The organism is Roseateles violae (assembly GCF_030410485.1).
GTDB lineage: Bacteria > Pseudomonadota > Gammaproteobacteria > Burkholderiales > Burkholderiaceae_C > Roseateles_D > Roseateles_D violae.
Window position 1 is genome coordinate 1 of record NZ_JAUHHC010000003.1, and the last position, 15,792, is coordinate 15,792.

The window sequence follows — 15,792 nt, forward strand, 5'->3', positions numbered from 1 at the left end:
AGCACTTTCGAAAAACTTCTCAAACCGTGCTTGCCGCGTGCTCATCGCCGCTTCCCTCACCGCCCAACTTCCTTCCGAAGAAGTCCGCGAGCAGCGAAGCCCGCTACTGTAGCACAGGTTTTCGACGGCAAACAAGAAGGGCGCCGAACTTTCGCTCGGCGCCCTGCTTCTTCGTCCTGGCCGGTGGCGCGACGAGGCGCCAGGGCCGACCTACTGACCCACGTAGTCGGAGATCACCTTCCAGCGTCCGTCCTGGATCTGCGACAGGCGCGAGGCGTTGCTGCCCAGGCGCTTGGTCGCGGTGTAGCTGGCCGGTGCGCTGCCGAAGATGTCGGCCGGGAAGCTCATCGAGTCCATCGCCTTGATGAAGCTGTCGGTGCTCAGGTTCGGACCGACCTTCTGGGCCACGGCGATGAAGCCATCGATGATCAGATAGCCATAGACCGAGAAGACGGTCGGGTCGTCGCCGAACTTGGTCTTGTACTTGGTGGCCCAGAAGCGGATCGGCTGCGAGGCCTCATCCATATAGGGATGCTGGGTCGCCATCGTCGCGTAGAAGCCGTCCATCGCCTTGCCGCCTAGCTTGTGAATCAGGTCGGTGTAGGCGGCACTGGAGCCGAGAAAGATCGGATTGAAACCGGTCTTGCGCGCCTCGGCGATCGAACCGATCGTCTCCCGGATGATGGTGCCCAGCACGACCACATCGCAGCCGGCCGACTTCAGCTTGGCCACCTGGGACGAGAACTCGGTCGCGCCGCGCTTGAAGCTGGTCTTTTCGGCCAGCTCCATATTGATGCCCTTCAAACCCGCCTCGGCGCCCTTCAAGACCTCGAGGCCAAAGTCGTCATCTTGATAGTGGGCGCAAACCTTCTTGGCGCCCTTCTCCTTCACCAGGCGCGGCAGCATCACGCGGATCTGCTCGTAATAGGGCACGGCAAACGAGTACTTCAGCTTGTGAAAGGGCTCGTACATCTCCCGCGCCGCCGTCAGCGGCCAGAAGTTGATTACATTCTTCTCGAACTGCACCGGCATCGCCGCGAGGTTCTGCGCCGTGCCGATATGGCCGGCCATGATGAAGATCTTGTCCTGGTTCACCAGCTTCTGCGCGGCCAGCACGGCGCGCTTCGGGTCGTAGCCCGAGTCCTCGAACTTCAGCACGATGCGCCGGCCGTGCACGCCGCCCTGCTCGTTCAGCTCGTCGACGCGCAGCTGCATGCCGGCGCGCACCTGCTTGCCGTAGCCGGCCAAGGGGCCGGACAGGTCCTGTATCGAGCCGACGACGATCTCCGTCTTGCTGACGCCCTGGCTCTGCGCCTGGGCCAGCCCGGCCGAGACCAGCAGGGCCACGGCCGCGAGGCTTGCTCTCATCTTCGTCATGATGTCTGTCTCCTTCTTGGGCTTGGCGAACGAAAGCCGGTCTCAGGCGCCGGCGCTGTACATCGATTCGATCAGGCTCGCGTACTTCTTCTGCACGAACGAGCGTTTCAGCTTCATCGTCGGCGTCAGTTCCTCATCCTCGGCGCCGAGCTGCGTCTCCAGCAGGCGGAACTGCTTGATCTGCTCGACGCGGGCGAACTTGCGATTGACCTTGGCGATCTCGCCCTCAATCAACTCCTGCACCTCGCGGGCGCGGGTCAGGCTGGCGTAGTTGGAGAACGGTACGTCGCGGTCCTGCGCGAACTTCTCGACGTTCTCCTGGTCGATCATCACCAGCGCGGTCAGATAGGCACGCTTGTCGCCGATCACGACGGCATCGGTGATGAAGGGCGAGAACTTCAGCTCGTTCTCCAGTTCGCTGGGCGTGATGTTCTTGCCGCCGGCCGTGATGATGATGTCCTTCATGCGGTCGGTGATGCGGAAATAGCCGTCGGCATCGACGGCGCCGACATCGCCGGTGTGCAGCCAGCCTTCGGCGTCTATCGTCTCCGCCGTCTTCTCCGGCTGGTTCAGATAGCCCATGAAGACATTCGGCCCGCGCAGCAGCAGTTCGCCGCTCGCCTCGTCCACACGCACCTCGACGCCCTCGGCCGCCACGCCGATCGTGCCCGGCCGCATCGCGTCGGCGCGCGTGATCGTGCCCAGCGCACAGCTCTCGGTCTGCGCCCAGCCCTCCAGCATCGGCACGCCCAGCGACAGATACCAGCGGATCAGCTCGGGCGAGATCGGCGCCGCGCCGGTCAGCAGGGCCCGGCAGCGGTGAATGCCGATCAGCTTGCGCACATTGTTCAGCGCCAGCCCGCGCGCGAGCAAAAAGCGCAGCTTGAGCCCGGCGCCGACCGGCTTGCCGGCCAGCACCAGGTCGACGACCTCGCCGCCGACGCCCAGAGCCCAGCGATAGGCCAGCTGCTGCAGCGGCGAGGCCTCCTTGATCGCGATCGCGACGGCCGAATAGAACTTCTCCCAGACCCGCGGCACGGCGAAGAAGATCGTCGGCGCGATCTCGCGCACGTTCTCGGCCACCGTGTCGGGGTTCTCGACGAAATTCAGCGTCGCTCCCGAGTACAGCGAGGCATAGGCACCGACCAAGCGCTCGGCGATATGGCACAGCGGCAGAAAGCACATGCGCTCGTCGCGCTCGTCCTGCGGCAGGCCGACGACCGCCTGGCGCATGCTGTAGACGAGGCCGGCATGGCTGTGCATCGCGCCTTTCGGCTTGCCGGTCGTGCCCGAGGTGTAGACCAGGATGGCCAGGTCCGCCGGCCCGCGGCTGTGCAGCCGCTCGTCGAACAGGCCCGGATCGGCGGCATCGAACTCGCGGCCCAGCGCGCGCAGCTCGTCCAGGCTCATGACATCGGGGTCACTGAAGCGCTGCAGGCCACGCGTGTCGAAGACGATGGTCTTGCGCAAGAGCGGCAGCGCGCTGCGCACCTCGAGCGCCTTGTCCAGCTGTTCCTCGTCCTCGACGAAGAGCAGCACCGTGCGCGAGTCCTCGCACAGGTATTGCAGCTGCGAGGCCGAGTCGGTCGGGTAGACGCCGTTGGTCACCCCGCCGGCCGACTGGATCGCCAGATCGGCCAACACCCATTCGAGCAGGGTGTTCGACAGAATCGAGGCGCAGTCGCCGGGCTTCAATCCCAGCGCCGCCAGACCCATCGCGATCTCGCGCACGGCCGCGGCGCAGTCGCGCCAGCGCCAGCTCTCCCAGATACCCAGCAGCTTGCGGCGCATGAAGACCCGCTCTCCGCGCAAGGCCACCGCGTTCCAGAAGACCTGCGGCAGCGTGTCGCCGCCAATCGCCGTCGGATTCGGCGGCACGGCGGTTTGGGCGTCCCAGAGATTGCTCATGGTCGATGCTCTGCTTCAGCGCCAGGTTTTCTTCTTCTTCCAGCGCCGCTCGCCGCGCGCGCCGGCTTCCTTCATGCCCAGGTAGAACTCCTTGATGTCATCCTTCTCGCGCAGCCGCTCGCAGCTGTCTTCCATCACGATGCGGCCGTTCTCCAGCACATAGCCATAGTCTGCCGCGTTCAAGGCCATATTGGCGTTCTGCTCGACCAGCAGCACCGTCGTGCCGCGCTCGCGGTTGATGCGCACGACGATCTCGAAGATCTCCTTGGTCAGCTTGGGGCTGAGGCCCAGGCTGGGCTCGTCGAGCAGGATCAGCTCGGGCGCGGCCATCAAGGCGCGCGAGATCGCCAGCATCTGCTGCTGTCCGCCCGAGAGCAGGCCCGCCTGCTGGGCCGCGCGCTCGCGCAGGATCGGGAAATAGCCGAACACGCCCTCGACATCGCGCGCCACCGCATCGCGGTCGCGCCTCGTGTAGGCGCCCATCAGGAGGTTGTCGCGCACCGACAGCAGCGGGAACACCTCGCGCCCCTCCGGCACATGGGAGAGCCCGCGCTGCACGATCAGGGCCGGATCCAGTGCGGTGATGTTGTCGCCGCGGAACTCGACCGAGCCCTTGCGCGGATCGATGATGCCCGAGATCGTCTTCAGGATCGTCGTCTTGCCGGCACCGTTGGCGCCTAGCACCGTCGCGATCTCGCCGGGGCGCACCTGCAGGCTGACGCCGCGTATCGCCTTGATCGGCCCGTAGGCGCTCTCGACGTTGGCGAGCTTCAGGATGGCTTCGGCTGCGCTCATGCCCGGCTCCTGCGCAGGCTGCCGGCGTCCTCGGCCGAGCCGAGATAGGCCTCGATCACGCCGGCATGGGCCTGCACCTCGGCCGGCGTGCCCAGGGCCAGCACCTCACCCTGGTTCATCGCCAGCACCCGATCCGACACTTTGGACACCAGGCTCATATCGTGCTCGACCATCAGGACCGTGATGCCCAGATCGTTCTTGATGTCCTGGATCCAGAAGGCCATGTCGCCGGTCTCCTCGACGTTCAGCCCTGAGGACGGCTCGTCCAGCAGCAAGAGCTTGGGCTCGGTCGCCAGCGCCCTCGCCAGCTCGACGACCTTGCGCACGCCATAGGGCAGGCCGGCGACCAGGGTGTCGCGGTAATGCTGCAGATCCAGGAAGTCGATCACCTCCTCGACCTTGCGCCGCGTCTGCCGCTCGGCCGCGCGCACGCCCGGCGCGAACAAGAGTTCGCCCCAGAGGCTGCGGCGGTGGTGGACATGGCGACCGATCAGCAGGTTCTGCAAGACAGTCGCATGCTCGAACAGCTCGATGTTCTGGAAGGTGCGCGCAATACCCAGCGCCGCCACCCCATGGGGCGCCACGCTGGCCAGCGGACGACCCAGATAGCTGATCGCACCGGCGCTGGGCACATAGATGCGGCTGATCAGATTGAACACCGTCGTCTTGCCCGCACCGTTCGGGCCGATCAGCGTGAACACCTCGCCCCGGCGTACCTCGAAGCTGACCTTGTTGACGGCGACGACGCCGCCGAAGCGCAGGGTCAGGTCCTCGACGGACAGCAGGATTTCGCCGCTCATCTCGGCTGTCCAATCTGCGTTCGTGGCAGGCATGACACTTGCATTCTGCGGGCCGAGCGCCGGGCCGCTCCCAAGCCGGCCCGCCTCGGGCGATGTGCTCGCGGCTCGACGCCGCGAGCATCGCCGTCCCCTCGGGGGACCGGCCAAGGTATTCCTTGGACGAGGGGCTTCATCTCAGCCGGTCCGATTTCTGAAAGCTCTTCTGCCGCTTGAACAGGCCGCGGCGGTAGAAGGGGAAGAGCTGCAGCCAGGTGCGTGCCTTCAGCCAGCGACCGTACAGCCCCAGCGGCTCGAAGAGCACGAACAGGATCAGCACCCCGCCGTAGACGGCCGCCTGCAGGCCCGGCGCCTGGCCGATCGCGTCGGGCAGCCGGTCCTTGAACAAGGCAATCAGCTGCGGCATCGTGATCAGAAAGATCGCACCGAGAAAGGCGCCATGCACCGAGCCGAGCCCGCCGATGACGACCAGCAGGAGCAGGTCGATGCTCTGCAGGATGTTGAACTGGTCCGGCGAGAGGAAGCGGATCTTGTGCGCGTAGAGCGCGCCGCCAAGGCCGGCCAGCGCGGCCGAGATCGCAAACGACAGCGTCTTGTAATAGGCGAGGTGGATGCCCATGCTCTGCGCCGAGATCTCCGAATCGCGGATCGCGACAAAGGCGCGGCCGGTCGGCGCACGCAGGAGATTGAGCACGGCCAAGGTCGCGCCGACGGTCAGCACCAGGCAGACGAAGTAGAAGCCCGCCGCGCTGTCGAGCTGCCAACCGAAGGCCTGCAGGCTGCCGACCATCTTGCCGGCATTGCCGCCGGTCACCGACTCCCAGCGCGCCAGCCCCTCCTCGACGATGAAGCCGAAGGACAGCGTCGCGATGCCCAGATAGACGCCCTTCACCCGCAGCGCCGGCAGGCCGACGATCGCGCCGGCCAGCGCCGACAGCAGGGCCGCAGCGGCAAAAGACAGTGGAAAGGGCCAGCCCTGGCCGGCCAGCACCGCCTGCGTGTAGGCGCCTATGCCCAGAAAGGCCGCATGGCCCAGCGAGAACAGGCCGGTGAAGCCGGCCAGCAACATCAGGCCCAGGCCGACCAGGCCGTAGATCAGCACGAAGGTCAGCTGGGCCAGCCAGTATTCGTCGGCCAGCCAGGGCGCGGCCAGCAGCAGCGCCAGCAGGAGGCCGTACCAGAAGCGATGACCGCCATGCTTGGCCAGCGCGATGTCCTGGTCGTAGCTGGTCTTGAAAAGGAAGCGCATCGTCAGTGCCCGCACGGCCGCCCGAAGGGCACTGAGCGCCCCCCCGGGGGGCAGCGAACGAAGTGAGCGTGGGGGTCGACTGTCATCGCTTCAGACCTTCTTGCGCAGCCGCTCGCCGAACAGGCCGTTCGGCTTCAGCATCAGCATCAGGAGCACGACCACATAGGGCGTCACGTCCTTGAAGCCCTCGGGCAGGTAGAAGCCGGCCAGCGCCTCGACGACGCCGATCACCAGGCCGCCGACGATGGCGCCGGGCAGCGAACCGAAGCCGCCGACGACGGCGGCCGGGAAGGCCTTCAGGCCGATCAGGCCCATATTCGCGTGCACGAAGGTGATAGGCGCGAGCAAGAGCCCGGCAATCGCCGCGACGGCCGAGGCCAGCCCCCAGACCAGACCGTTCAGCCGCCGCACCGGGATGCCCATGTAGTAGGCGGCCAGCTGGTTCTGCGAGGCGGCCTGCATCGCGATGCCGACCTTGCTGCGCCGGAACAGCAGATAGAGCCCGCCGCACAGCAGGGCCGTCACGCCGATGACGACCAACTGCTCGACGGCGATCACCAGGCCGGCGAAGCGCAGGAGTTCGCCGCGGTAGGGCACCTCCAGCGCATGGGTCTCGGTGCCGATGACCGGGATCATCGTGATCATGCCGCGCGCCATATAGCCGATGCCCACCGTCAGCATCACGATGGCGAAGGCCGGCTGGCCGAGGATGGGGCTGATGACGACGCGCTCGAGCAGCATGCCGAACAGGGCCATCGCCACGATCACCGCCGGTACCACCAGCCAGAAGGGCAGGCCCCAGGCGCTCAGCAGGGCCAGGCCCAGGAAGGCGCCCAGCATCATCAGATCGCCCTGGGCGAAGCTGACCGTCTCGGTCGCCTTGTAGATCAGCACGAAGCCGAGCGCGATCAGGCCGTAGATACAGCCCTGCGCCAGCCCGCCGATCAGCACCTGCAAACCCTGCATCGCGCCCTTGCCTCTGGATCGGGCCGCGCAGCACGACGCGCCCTCTTCTTCTGGAGCCCACCGGCCTAGGCACAGCGAGCCGATAGCCGAGCTTGTACTGCATGCGCACAGGCCGCGCATCACCGAGAAAACCCGGGCGTCCGCGAAGTCATGGTCGACAGACAAAAAAAGCCCGCCGGGCTCGCCGGCGGGCTTTGCGGATGGAGGCGCCGCCGCGGGCGCCGGGCTTCGATCAGCCCTCGTCCTGGAAGGCCTCCTCGCGTTTGCTCTTGATCGAGGGCAGCATCACGACGACGATCATCAGCGCGGCGGCGATCAAGAGGCCGGCCGACAGCGGACGCGTCATGAAGGTGCTCCAGTCGCCGCGCGACAGCAGCAGCGCACGGCGCAGGTTCTCTTCCATCATCGGGCCGAGGATGAAGCCCAGCAGCAGCGGGGCCGGCTCGCAGCTGAGCTTGTAGAACAGATAGCCCAGCACCGCGAACAGCGCCGTCATATAGACGTCGAAGCTGTTGTTGTTCAGCGTGTAGGTGCCGATGCAGCAGAACACGACGATGGCCGGGAACAGGAAGCGGTAGGGCACGGTCAAGAGCTTGATCCAGATGCCGATCAGCGGCAGGTTCAGCACCACCAGCATCAGATTGCCGATCCACATCGAGGCGATCAGGCCCCAGAACAGCTCGGGGTTGCTGGTCATCACCTGCGGGCCGGGCTGGATGCCCTTGATCGTCATCGCGCCGACCATCAGCGCCATCACCGCGTTCGGCGGGATGCCCAGGGTCAGCATCGGGATGAAGGAGGTCTGCGCGCCGGCGTTGTTCGCGGACTCGGGACCGGCCACGCCCTGGATCGCGCCCTTGCCGAAGGGCACGCGCGGGTTCTTGGTGACCTTCTTCTCCAGCGTGTAGGAGGCGAAGGAAGCCAGCAAGGCGCCGCCACCGGGCAGCACGCCCAGCAAGGAACCCAGCGTCGTGCCGCGCAGCACCGAGGGCCAGGCTTCCTGGAAGTCCTGCTTGGTCGGCCACAGGCCCTTGACGTCCTTGGTGAAGACCTCGCGGTGCTCGGCCGGCTGGCCCAGGTTCGCAATGATCTCGCCGAAGCCGAAGATGCCCATCGCGATGACGACGAAGCCGATGCCGTCGGTCAGCTCGGGGATGTCGAAGGAGAAGCGCGGCGTGCCCGAGATCACGTCGGTGTTGATCTGGCCCAGCAGCAGGCCCAGCAGGATCATCGCGATCGCCTTGACCAGCGAGCCCGAGGCCAGCACGACGGCACCGATCAGGCCCAGCACCATCAGCGAGAAGTACTCGGCCGGGCCGAACTTGAAGGCCAGCTCGGTCAGCGGCGGCGCGAAGGCCGCGATGATGATCGTGCCGACGCAGCCGGCGAAGAAGGAGCCCAGGCCGGCTGCAGCGAGCGCGGCCCCCGCGCGACCTTTTCTGGCCATCTGGTAGCCGTCGATCGCGGTCACGACCGAGCTCGACTCGCCCGGCACATTGATCAGGATCGCGGTCGTCGAGCCGCCGTACTGCGCGCCGTAATAGATGCCGGCCAGCATGATCAGGGCCGGCGTGGCGTCCAGCGCGTAGATCGAGGGCAGCAGCATCGCGATCGTCGCGACCGGGCCCAGGCCCGGCAGCACGCCGATCAGGGTGCCCAGCACCGCGCCGCCGAAGGCGTAGAGCAGGTTTTGCAGCGTGAACGCGACGCCGAAGCCGAGCGCGAGATTGTTCAGGAGATCCATCGCGTGCCCCTCAGCCGGTGATGAAGACGGGCCAGACCGGAATCACCAGCTTCAGGCCCCAGACGAAGATGATCCAGCTGAACACGGTCAGCACGACCGCGTTGATCAGCGCATCCTTCCAGTGGAATTCATCGCCGGCCAGCGCCGAGCTGATGACCAGGATGGGCAGCGTGATCGCCATGCCCAGGCGGGGCAGCAGCAGTCCGAAGACGGCGATGGACACGACCATCACGATCAGCGGCCGCCAGGCGAAGGCGCCGACCGGATCGCCGCCCTCGGACTCGATCGTCAGTGCCTTGAACAGCACCATCGCCCCGAGGATGGCCAGCAGCACGCCGAGGCCGAAGGGGAAGTAGCCGGCGCCCGGACGGGCGGATGAGCCAAAGCTGTACGAGGTGGACGCCCAGGCGAACGCGACGCCGACGACCACGAACATCAGCCCTGACCAGAAGTCTCTTTGACTCTTGATCTTCATTGCAAACCCTCAGAAGGCTTTATCGGTGAGGCATTCTGGCAGCGCCAAACCGGCCCGATCGTGTGGTTTACACGTAAGCGCTCGCCGAGCGGTGGACAGGCTCCGAGGGCTCACATCGCGGAGCCTTCAGCTTCCCTTCAGCTACGGTAGAACCAGAGCTGGAACCGAGGTCATGCCTGCGATCGAGTGAAGCTGAGGCTTCGCCTCAGTTTTAGTGGAACCGACGCTTCGCGTCAGTTCTCCCACTGCGGGGTATTGCGCAGCACCTCTTCCAAGGTCGTCATGCCCTCGGCGATCTTCATGGCGCCGGCCAGGCGCAGCGGCCGCATGCCGTCCTGCACCGCCTGGCGGCGCAGCGCCGACAGGTCCGGCGTCGGGTGCAGATGTTTCTTCGTCGACTCGCCCAGCAGCATCAGCTCATAAAGCCCGGCGCGCCCGCGGTAGCCGGTATTGCGACAGTCCAGGCAGCCGACCGCCTTGTAGGGCTTGACGCCGCCGTTCATCCGCCAATGCTTGAGCATCTCCTGCAAGGTATCGCGGGTGACGCTCGGGTCGGGCTGCTTGCAGTGCTCGCACAGCGTGCGCACCAGGCGCTGGGCCAGCACGCCGATCACGGTGGCGCCGATCAGATAGGACGGCACGCCCAGATCGGTCAGCCGCGTGATCGCCGAGGCGGCGTCGTTGGTGTGCAGGGTGCTGAAGACCAGATGCCCGGTCAGCGCCGCCTGGATCGCCATCTCGGCCGTCGCCAGGTCGCGGATCTCGCCGACCATGATGATGTCCGGGTCCTGCCGCATCAGCGCGCGCAGGCCTTCGGCGAAGCCGAAGTCCAGGTTCGCCTGCGCCTGGGTCTGGTTGAAGGCCGGCTCGATCATCTCGATCGGATCCTCGACCGTGCAGACATTGACCTCGTCGGTGGCCAGGCGCTTCAGGGTCGAATAAAGCGTCGTCGTCTTGCCGCTGCCGGTCGGGCCGGTGACGAGGATGATGCCGTGGGCCTGCCGGACCAGCTTCTCCCAGCGCTCGCTGTCGTGGCCGGAAAAGCCCAGCGTGGCCAGGTCCTTGACCGCGGTGTCGGGGTCGAAGATCCGCATCACCATCTTCTCGCCGAAGGCGGTCGGCAGGGTCGACAGGCGCATCTCGACCTCGTCGCCGGCCGGATTGCGCGTCTTGATGCGGCCGTCCAGCGGGCGCCGGCGCTCCACCACGTCCATGCGGCCCAGCAGTTTGATGCGCGAGATCATCGCGCTCATCACCGTCGGCGGCAGCTGGTAGACCGTGTGCAGCACACCGTCGATGCGGAAGCGGATCACGCCCATCTCGCGGCGCGGCTCCAGATGGATGTCGCTGGCGCGCTGGTCGAAGGCGTACTGCCACAGCCAGTCGACGACCTGGACCACGCCCTGGTCGTTGGCATCGAGCTGCTTGCTCTTGCCCAGCTCGACCAGTTGCTCGAAGCTGGTCACCTGGCTCTGTTCGCCGGCCTTGGCGGCGGCGCGCACCGAACGCGCCAGGGTGAAGAACTCGGTCGTGTAGCGGGCGATGTCCAGCGGGTTGGCGACGACCAGCTTGACCGGCTTGCGCGCGTGCGATTCGATCTGCTCGACCCAGCCGATGTCGAACGGTTCCGCCGTCGCCACCGTCACCTCGGTCAGGCCGACGGCCACCGGCAGGCAGCGCCGCGCCTCGGCATAGCCGACCGACATGATGTCGGCGACGCGGCCGACATCGACCTTCAGCGGATCGATGCGCAGATAGGGCAGCTTGGCCCGCGACGCCAGCCATTCGCTGAGCGCATCGAGGTCCAGCGCCTTGCCATTGGCGACCCGGGTCAGCCCGGCATGGCCGAGCCGCACCAGCGCATGCAGCGAGCTGTCGCCGGCGCCGAAGCGCTGCTCGGTGCGCGCGACCTGGGCCTCGTCGATCAGCCCGTCCTCCCGCAGCCAGTGCAGCAAGGTCCGCCATTCGAGCCGCCCCTCCGGATGGGCGGCGGCTGCCGCGCTGGTCTTGGTCTTGGCAACGGTCATGGGCGGGGCTCGATGTTCTGGATCACGCTCAGCGGCAGCGGCCGCACCAGGCGCAGCCACTTGCGCGCCGGCAGGCCCTGGTCCTTGAATTGCGACTCGATATTAGCCGCTCTGCGCTCGAGTTCCTCGCGCTCCGGCACCTGGACGCCGCGCGCGGCGACGACGATGGTGTTGCCCTCCTTGGTCGGCGCCAGGCTCCAGACCTGGTCGGAGCCGAAGACGCGCGCGATGCGGCCGGCGCTGCGCGCGAAGCTGGCGTCGCGGCCGAACAGATTGACCGTCATCAAGCCGCCCTCGGCCAGCAGCGCGCGGCATCCGGCATAGAAGTCCTCGTCGTCCAGCACCGGCGAGGCGGCCTCATGGTCGTAGAGATCGACATTGAGCACCTGGGCCTGCTGCGGCTCGGCCTCGGCCACCCATTGCGCGGCATCGGCATTGACGACGCTCAGGCGCTGGTCATCCTCGGGCAGGTGGAACCAGGCGCGGCAGGCCGAGATCACCGTCGGGTTGATCTCGACCGCCGTCGTCTTCATGCGCAGCAGCTTGTGGCAGAAGCGCGTGATCGCCGCTGCGCCCAGGCCCAGCTGGATCGCGTGGCCCTGGGCCAGCTCGGCGCTGTCGCGCCACAGCATCCAGGCCATCATCCGCTGCACATATTCGAGCTCCAGGCGCTGCGGCTTGCGGATGCGCATCGCGCCCTGCACCCAGATCGAGTCCAGGTGCAGAAAGCGCACGCCGTCGAATTCGCTCAGGGTCGCCGGCGCCCAGCCGGGCGCCTTCTTGCTCTTGTTCATCGCATCCTTCATCGTCGCCGCGCCGCTCAGTTCGGTACCGCCGGCGCGGGCGGCTGCTCCGCCACCCATTGCTGCAGCTCGGCCAGCATGCGGTCCAGCGTCGCACGGTCCAGCCATTCGCCCTTGGCGACGACGGCGCGGATCCTGCGCGTGGCGCCGATGTCCTGCAGAGGGTTGGCGTCCAGCACGACGATGTCGGCCATCTTGCCCGCCGCCAGATCGCCATAGCGATCGAGCTTGCCGAGGAAGCGCGGCCCGGCCAGCACCGCCGACTGCAGCGCCTGCAGCGGCGTCAGGCCGTATTTGACATAGAGCCCGATCTCGTCGTGCAGCGCCTGGCCCGGGTAGTCGAAGGAGTTCAGGAAACCGGCATCGGTGCCGGCGATGATGGACACGCCGGCCTGCTGCAGCAGCGGCAGGAGCGAGGCGGCGCGCTCGACATTGGCATGCCGGTAGGCGATCTGCTCGGGGCTGTCCAGCGCCGCGCGCCTGACCCGCCAGTCATAGGTCGCGCGCAGCTGCGGGCCCAGGTACTTCAGGTAGTCGTCGCGGCTGTGATCGTCCTGGTCCAGATAGGCGGTGATGCGGCTGATCGACAAGGTCGGCACGACGGCGGTGCCGGCCGCGGCCATGCGGGCAAAGGCGCTGCGTGCGGTCGCCTCGTCGAAGCTGGCCAGGCTCTGCTCGGCCGCCGCGCGGCCGCTGATCTGGCCGGCCGCGACCTGGGCCGTCAGCTCGGCCTCGCGCGGGGTCGCCGCGCGCAGCAGATAAGTGAGGTGCTCGACGCTGCCCAGCCCCGCCTCGCTGGCCTGGGCGAGCGTGATCTGACCGGGCAGATGGGTGGAGGTGCGCAGGCCGCGCGCCTTGGCCTCGCGCAGGGCATCCAGATAGATGTCCGGCTTCAGCGTGTTCTCGGTGATCTTGATGAAGTCGACCTGGGCCGCCTGCAGGCCATCGAGCGCCAGGCTGACCTCGGCCGGCGTGCCGACCTCGATCGTGCCCTTCCACAGCGGCTTGTAGCCCTCCAGCTTGGCGCCGGCGGCAAAGATCGTCGGCCCCTGCAGGCTGCCGGCATTGATCTGCGCGCGCCATTGCAGCACCGTCTCGGTCAGGTCGCCGGCACAGTCGCGCACCGTCGTGATGCCATGCGCCAGGTACAGCGGCAAGAGCCGCCTGTTCTCCTCGATCAGCGCCGGGCCGCCGCCGAAATGCACATGGCTGTCCCACAGGCCGGGGATGATGTAGCGGCCCGGCAGCGCGACCGTCTTCTTGGCCGCGTAGTTGCCGAGCTGCTTCTCGTCGACCACGGCCAGGATGCGCGTGCCGCGCGTCAGCACCGCCTTGCCGAGCAGCAGCTTGCCGTTCGTCACGTCGACGACGGCGGCCTGCTTCAGCAACAGATCGGCCTCGATCTTCTTCGCGGCCAGGGCCGGCGCGCTCAGGGCCGCGGTCAGCAGCAGCGGGAGGAACTTCATCGGTGTCGTTTTCTTCATATCAATCCTGAAAGGCCAGCGCGCGCCAGGCGGCCAGCTTGTCCGCATAGGGCAGCGTATAGGCCGGGCTCGACGAGGGCAGCGCGAGGATACGGTAGTTGACGGCCAGCGGCCCCAGCTGGCGCAGGCCCAGGCGGTGCGCGGTGCCGCCATTGAAGCCTATCGCGCGCAGCGCCGGCAGCCCGGCGACCAGGCCGGCCAGATCACTAGCCCGCGGCGCGCGGATGCTGCTGTCCAGGCTGCCCTCGCGATGCGTCTCGGTGATCACGTCCCACAGCCCGATGCCATGGGCCTTCAGCAGCACCAGCCGCGTCGGATAGTCGGCCGGTTCCAGCGCCAGGCCAAAGACCTCACCGAGCAGGCGCCAGAACTGGTTGCGTGGATGGCCGTAATAGGCCTGCGCCTGCAGCGAGGCGACGCCCGGAAAGCTGCCGAGCATCAGCAGGCGTGTATCTGACGCCACTAGGGGGGTCAGACCTTGCAGCTTCGGCTTGGGGTTTGCGATGATGGGCCGTCCGTCCAACGATGGGGTGCAAAAGATGAATACCGAAGTGATCTGGCAGTTTCTCGCCACGCAGGGTGTCGATTTCGGCCTGAAGGTGCTGGCCGCGCTGGCGGCCTGGGTCGTCGGCCGCTGGATTATCAATCTGGCCGTACGCCTGTTCACCCGCGCGCTGGAGGCTGGGCGCAAGGTCGACTCGACGCTGTCGAACTACCTGCGCTCCATCCTGTCGGTGCTGCTCAACATCGTCCTGATCCTGGCGATTCTGGACATCTTCGGCATCAAGACCACCTCGTTTGCCGCGCTGCTGGCCGGCGCGGGCCTGGCAATCGGCACCGCCTGGGGCGGGCTGCTGAGCCATTTCGCGGCCGGCATCTTCATGCAGGTGCTGCGGCCCTTCAAAGTCGGCGACTTTGTGCTGGCCGGCGGCGTCACCGGCACCGTGCACGAGATCGGCCTGTTCGGCACGACCATCATCACGCCGGACAATGTGCAGACCATCGTCGGCAACAACAAGATCTTCTCCGAAACCATCCAGAACTACTCGACCCTGCCGGTGCGCCGCGTCGACTGCGTGGCCAAGGTGGCCAATAGCGTCGACCCGCTCGACGCGATCGCCAAGCTGAAGGCGGCCGTGGCCGCGATCCCCAATGTCGCCACGACGCCGGCGCCCGACGTCGAGATCCTGAACTTCACCCCCGAGGGCCCGCTGCTGTGCGTGCGGCCCTACACCCACACCGACCATTACTGGCAGGTCTATTTCGACACCCACCGCGCCGTCGTCGCGACCTTCGGCGCGGCCGGCTATCCGGTGCCGGAGACGCCGATCGCGCCGCGCAATCGCTAGGATCTCGCCAGACCCGCCAGGCGCGGCAAGGCCGCGGCCACATTGGCGCTGGTCACCGCGGCCGTCTGCTCAAGACTCCACGCGCGCAGCTGCGCCAGGCTTTCGGCGATCCGCGGCAGCTGGGCCGGCTCGTTGCGCGGAGTCGCCGCGCCGGCGGCGCGTTCGGCGGCGGTCTTGTACAGCCATTGCGGCGGGATGTCCGGCGCGTCGGTCTCCAGCACCAGCGCTTCCTCCGGCAGGCCGGCGGCCAGGCGGCGGATCTGCAGCGAGCGATCGAAACTCAGCGTGCCGCCGAAGCCGAGCCTGAAGCCGAATTCGACAAAGGCCTTTGCCTGCTGCTCGCTGCCGTTGAACGCATGGGCGATGCCGCCGCTGACGGGCAGGCGGCGCAGGCCGGCCAGCAGCTGGTCGGCGCTCTTGCGCACATGCAGGATCACCGGCAGCGCATGGCGGCGCGCCAGCTTCAGCTGCTCGAGATAGAAATGCCGCTGGCGCTCGGCGTCGATGCCGGGCACGAAGAAGTCCAGGCCGATCTCGCCGATCGCGACCAGGCGCGGGTCGCAGGCATGGGTTTGCAGCTGCTCGGCGAGCCGGGTCAGCTCGTCCTCGCCGGCCCGCATCACATAGAGCGGATGGATGCCCAGCGCATAGGCAAAGCCGTGCTCATGGGCCAGCAGCCGCACCGAGTCGAAATCGAAGGCGCCGACGGCCGGGATGACGATCTGCCCGACGCCGGCCGCCTTGGCGCGCGCGACGACGGCCCCGCGGTCGGCATCGAATTCCGGCGCGTCCAGATGGCAGTGGCTGTCGATCCACAT

14 protein-coding genes are annotated in these 15,792 nt (G+C 67.2%); 1 reads left to right on the top strand and 13 read right to left on the bottom strand.

Annotated features, from left to right (window positions below; translation table 11 throughout):
• Positions 1-210 precede the first annotated feature (210 nt).
• From QWJ38_RS10305 to QWJ38_RS10360, 12 genes are all read right to left on the bottom strand, one after another.
• Positions 211-1,368 carry an ABC transporter substrate-binding protein gene (locus tag QWJ38_RS10305; protein WP_290359781.1) on the bottom strand — a complete coding sequence of 386 codons (1,158 nt, stop codon included), beginning with the start codon at positions 1,366-1,368 and terminating at the stop codon, positions 211-213.
• 51 nt (positions 1,369-1,419) lie between these two features.
• A complete protein-coding gene (locus tag QWJ38_RS10310; protein ID WP_290358998.1) occupies positions 1,420-3,285 on the bottom strand; it encodes an AMP-dependent synthetase/ligase in 1,866 nt (621 codons plus the stop codon).
• 15 nt (positions 3,286-3,300) lie between these two features.
• Entirely contained in the window at positions 3,301-4,080 is a 780-nt protein-coding gene (locus QWJ38_RS10315; protein ID WP_290358999.1) for an ABC transporter ATP-binding protein, read from the bottom strand.
• Positions 4,077-4,880: an ABC transporter ATP-binding protein gene (locus QWJ38_RS10320; protein ID WP_290359000.1), complete on the bottom strand. Its 804-nt coding sequence runs from the start codon at positions 4,878-4,880 to the stop codon at positions 4,077-4,079. Before QWJ38_RS10320 ends, QWJ38_RS10315 begins: the two co-directional genes overlap by 4 nt.
• A 169-nt stretch (positions 4,881-5,049) precedes the next feature.
• Positions 5,050-6,126: a branched-chain amino acid ABC transporter permease gene (locus QWJ38_RS10325; protein WP_290359001.1), complete on the bottom strand. Its 1,077-nt coding sequence runs from the start codon at positions 6,124-6,126 to the stop codon at positions 5,050-5,052.
• 90 nt (positions 6,127-6,216) lie between these two features.
• On the bottom strand, positions 6,217-7,092 hold the full coding sequence (locus QWJ38_RS10330; protein ID WP_290359002.1) for a branched-chain amino acid ABC transporter permease: 876 nt from the start codon (positions 7,090-7,092) through the stop codon (positions 6,217-6,219).
• A 232-nt stretch (positions 7,093-7,324) separates the two neighbouring features.
• On the bottom strand, positions 7,325-8,836 hold the full coding sequence (locus QWJ38_RS10335) for a tripartite tricarboxylate transporter permease (RefSeq protein ID WP_290359003.1): 1,512 nt from the start codon (positions 8,834-8,836) through the stop codon (positions 7,325-7,327).
• A 10-nt stretch (positions 8,837-8,846) separates the two neighbouring features.
• Positions 8,847-9,311: a tripartite tricarboxylate transporter TctB family protein gene (locus tag QWJ38_RS10340; RefSeq protein WP_290359004.1), complete on the bottom strand. Its 465-nt coding sequence runs from the start codon at positions 9,309-9,311 to the stop codon at positions 8,847-8,849.
• 233 nt (positions 9,312-9,544) lie between these two features.
• Positions 9,545-11,338, bottom strand: a complete 1,794-nt coding sequence (gene tfpB / locus QWJ38_RS10345; RefSeq protein WP_290359005.1) for a type IV pilus assembly ATPase TfpB — start codon at positions 11,336-11,338, stop codon at positions 9,545-9,547.
• Positions 11,335-12,132: a spermine/spermidine synthase domain-containing protein gene (locus QWJ38_RS10350; RefSeq protein WP_290359782.1), complete on the bottom strand. Its 798-nt coding sequence runs from the start codon at positions 12,130-12,132 to the stop codon at positions 11,335-11,337. Before QWJ38_RS10350 ends, tfpB begins: the two co-directional genes overlap by 4 nt.
• A 26-nt stretch (positions 12,133-12,158) precedes the next feature.
• Entirely contained in the window at positions 12,159-13,607 is a 1,449-nt protein-coding gene (locus QWJ38_RS10355; protein ID WP_290359006.1) for an amidohydrolase family protein, read from the bottom strand.
• 19 nt (positions 13,608-13,626) lie between these two features.
• The gene (locus QWJ38_RS10360; RefSeq protein ID WP_434063963.1) at positions 13,627-14,199 is read right to left on the bottom strand and encodes a DNA-deoxyinosine glycosylase; all 573 of its coding nucleotides are present in this window, start codon (positions 14,197-14,199) and stop codon (positions 13,627-13,629) included.
• Here QWJ38_RS10360 and QWJ38_RS10365 point away from each other — a divergent pair.
• The gene (locus tag QWJ38_RS10365; protein ID WP_290359007.1) at positions 14,165-14,974 is read left to right on the top strand and encodes a mechanosensitive ion channel family protein; all 810 of its coding nucleotides are present in this window, start codon (positions 14,165-14,167) and stop codon (positions 14,972-14,974) included. The two genes, QWJ38_RS10360 and QWJ38_RS10365, sit on opposite strands and share 35 nt — an antisense overlap.
• Here QWJ38_RS10365 and QWJ38_RS10370 read toward each other — a convergent pair.
• The gene (locus QWJ38_RS10370; RefSeq protein WP_290359008.1) at positions 14,971-15,792 is read right to left on the bottom strand and encodes a TatD family hydrolase; all 822 of its coding nucleotides are present in this window, start codon (positions 15,790-15,792) and stop codon (positions 14,971-14,973) included. The two genes, QWJ38_RS10365 and QWJ38_RS10370, sit on opposite strands and share 4 nt — an antisense overlap.

What these genes read in the sequence shown, in the direction of transcription:
- QWJ38_RS10350 (WP_290359782.1), bottom strand. Translation starts at nt 12,132, where the DNA reads ATGAACAAGAGCAAGAAGGCGCCCGGCTGGGCGCCGGCGACCCTGAGC.
- QWJ38_RS10330 (WP_290359002.1), bottom strand. Translation starts at nt 7,092, where the DNA reads ATGCAGGGTTTGCAGGTGCTGATCGGCGGGCTGGCGCAGGGCTGTATC.
- QWJ38_RS10340 (WP_290359004.1), bottom strand. Translation starts at nt 9,311, where the DNA reads ATGAAGATCAAGAGTCAAAGAGACTTCTGGTCAGGGCTGATGTTCGTG.
- QWJ38_RS10355 (WP_290359006.1), bottom strand. Translation starts at nt 13,607, where the DNA reads ATGAAGTTCCTCCCGCTGCTGCTGACCGCGGCCCTGAGCGCGCCGGCC.
- QWJ38_RS10315 (WP_290358999.1), bottom strand. Translation starts at nt 4,080, where the DNA reads ATGAGCGCAGCCGAAGCCATCCTGAAGCTCGCCAACGTCGAGAGCGCC.
- QWJ38_RS10370 (WP_290359008.1), bottom strand. Translation starts at nt 15,792, where the DNA reads ATGTGGATCGACAGCCACTGCCATCTGGACGCGCCGGAATTCGATGCC.
- QWJ38_RS10320 (WP_290359000.1), bottom strand. Translation starts at nt 4,880, where the DNA reads ATGAGCGGCGAAATCCTGCTGTCCGTCGAGGACCTGACCCTGCGCTTC.
- QWJ38_RS10325 (WP_290359001.1), bottom strand. Translation starts at nt 6,126, where the DNA reads ATGCGCTTCCTTTTCAAGACCAGCTACGACCAGGACATCGCGCTGGCC.
- QWJ38_RS10335 (WP_290359003.1), bottom strand. Translation starts at nt 8,836, where the DNA reads ATGGATCTCCTGAACAATCTCGCGCTCGGCTTCGGCGTCGCGTTCACG.
- QWJ38_RS10305 (WP_290359781.1), bottom strand. Translation starts at nt 1,368, where the DNA reads ATGAGAGCAAGCCTCGCGGCCGTGGCCCTGCTGGTCTCGGCCGGGCTG.
- QWJ38_RS10310 (WP_290358998.1), bottom strand. Translation starts at nt 3,285, where the DNA reads ATGAGCAATCTCTGGGACGCCCAAACCGCCGTGCCGCCGAATCCGACG.
- tfpB (WP_290359005.1), bottom strand. Translation starts at nt 11,338, where the DNA reads ATGACCGTTGCCAAGACCAAGACCAGCGCGGCAGCCGCCGCCCATCCG.
- QWJ38_RS10365 (WP_290359007.1), top strand. Translation starts at nt 14,165, where the DNA reads ATGAATACCGAAGTGATCTGGCAGTTTCTCGCCACGCAGGGTGTCGAT.